1 protein-coding gene is annotated in these 2,286 nt (G+C 75.9%); it reads left to right on the forward strand.

Annotated elements, in window-relative coordinates; translation table 11 throughout:
- Positions 1-176: 176 nt before the first annotated feature.
- Positions 177-2,246, forward strand: coding sequence for a putative transposase (locus AB1467_07375; protein MEW6296075.1), 2,070 nt, complete (start codon positions 177-179; stop codon positions 2,244-2,246).
- Positions 2,247-2,286: the final 40 nt, after the last annotated feature.

Raw genomic sequence — 2,286 nt, forward strand, 5'->3', positions numbered from 1 at the left:
CCAGGACTCCTGACATAGTGCGCTGAAAGCCCTGGTGGCGAGGGCCCCATCCATCATCTGAGGCCGCCGAGCGACGATAATAGATGATGTCGAGTGCTGCGGTCCTGGTGGGTGCTGGACTGGCGAGCGTGCGCCGGGGCCAGCCATTGCCGCTTCGCCCTGCCGGGTCCGTACGGGTGTCCGACGCCGCCGACCTGGTCGAGAACGACGAGGGCGGGGCGGTGTTCGTGTGGGGGATGGCGGTGTCGTGCTGGGACGCCGGCGACGTCGTCGGCCGCCGCCTGGCGGCGGTGCAGCTGGTGGCGACCGGCGCGGCCACCCAGGTCGAGGTGGGCGCCGGGTTCGACGTCGGCGAGGCGACGGTGCAGCGGTGGATCGCGGCTTGGCGCCGCGACGGCATGGCCGGCCTGGTGCCGGCGCGGAAGGGACCGAGGCGACCCTCCAAGCTGACGGCGGAGATGGTGGCGGGGATCCGGGCGCTGCGGGCCGGCGGGGCCTCGATGGACACGATCGCCGAGGCGACGGGCGTGAGCCGCAACTCGGTGTCGCGGGCGCTGGCCGAGGCCCCGACGGGGACGGCGGGGCCGCCTCCGGTCGGCGACGCCGCCGAGGGGGCGGCGCTGACGCCGCTGGCCCGCCCGGCCCCTCGTGACCAGGAGCGCCAGGCGGCGCGCCGGGGCGAGCTGGCCGAGGCCCCGCCGGTGATCTGCGAGGGGGCGTCGCTGCCCCTCGTGGGGGCGCTGCTGGTCCTGCCGGCGTTGGCCGCGACCGGGCTGCTGGCGTGTGCCGAGGAGGTCTACGGCAAGGCGAAGGCGGCGTTCTACGGCGTGCGGTCCCTGGTGCTCGCCATGGTCTTCGCCGCCCTCGTGGGCGAGGCCCGGGCCGAGGGGCTGACCCGCCTCGACCCCGTCGACGTCGGCCGCCTGCTCGGGCTCGACCGGGCGCCGGAGGTCAAGACGCTGCGCCGGCGCCTCGAGCACCTGGCCCGGGCGGGGCGGGCCGACCGGTTGATGGCGGCGCTGGCCCGCCGCCACGTGGCCGCCCGCCCCGACGCCACCGGCGTGTTCTACGTGGACGGCCACGTGCGGGCCTACCACGGCGGCGCCGAGATCGGAAAGGCCCACGTGACCCGCATGCGGCTGTCCATGCCGGCCGCCGTCGACACCTGGGTGGCCGACGCCTTCGGCGACGGCGTGCTGTGCTGGACGGCGCCGCCGCCGGCGTCGCTGGTCGGGGAGCTGGCCCGGGTGGCCGCCGCCGTCCGCGACCTGGTCGGCCCCGACCGGCGCCCCACCATCGCCTTCGACCGGGGCGGGTGGAGCCCCAAGGCCTTCGCCGAGATGGCGGCGGCCGGCTTCGACGTCCTCACCTACCGCAAGCAGCCCTTCACGGCCGAGGCCCGCCGCGCCTTCGCCGAGCACACCCACACCGACGAAGCCGGCAAGGAGCACCACTACCTGCTCGCCGACCGCCGGGTCCGCATCGCCTACCGGGACGGTTCGCGCAAGCGCCTCTTCGCCTGCCGCCAGATCACCCGGCTCGACCCCGCCACCGGCCACCAGACCCACGTCGTCACCACCCGCACCGACGCCGCCGCCGTGGTGGCCCACGCCATGTTCTCCCGCTGGCGCCAGGAGAACTTCTTCCGCTACCTGCGGGCCCACTACGGCCTCGACGCCCTCGACAGCTACGCCACCGTCGCCGACGACCTCGACCGCAGCGTGCCGAACCCGGCCAAGAAGCCCGTCGGCGCCCGGGCCGCCGAGGCCCGCCGTCGCCTGGCCGACATCGAGGACGGCCTCCCCGGGCGCCTCCCGGCCGAGCTGGCCGCGGCCCACGCGGAGGCCGTCGCCTACGTCGAGGGGCTGACCGCCGACGCACGCGCCGTCCCCGCCCGGGTGCCCCTCGGCGAGCTGCACCCCGACGCCGTCGTCCACCACGGCGAGCGCAAGCGCATCCACGACGCCGTCCGTATGGCCACCTACAACGCCGAGTCCGCCCTGGGCCGACTCCTCGCCCCCCACTACGCCCGGGCCGACGACGAGGCCCGCAGCCTGCTGCGCGAGGCGCTGCGCAGCCCCGCCGACCTCCAGGTCGTCGGCAGCGAGCTCCACGTCCGGCTCAACGCGCTCTCCGCGCCCCGCCGGACCCGGGCCGTCGCCGCCCTCTGCGCCGAACTGAGCTCCACCGACACCGTCTATCCCGGCACCGACCTCGTCCTCCGCTACAGCGTCAAGGCGCCCTGAGCACCTCAGGGACTATGGCGCGTAGGTCAGGAGTCCTGGA

The sequence above is a fragment of the Candidatus Diapherotrites archaeon genome (assembly GCA_040755695.1).
GTDB lineage: Archaea > Iainarchaeota > Iainarchaeia > Iainarchaeales > 1-14-0-10-31-34 > JBFMAK01.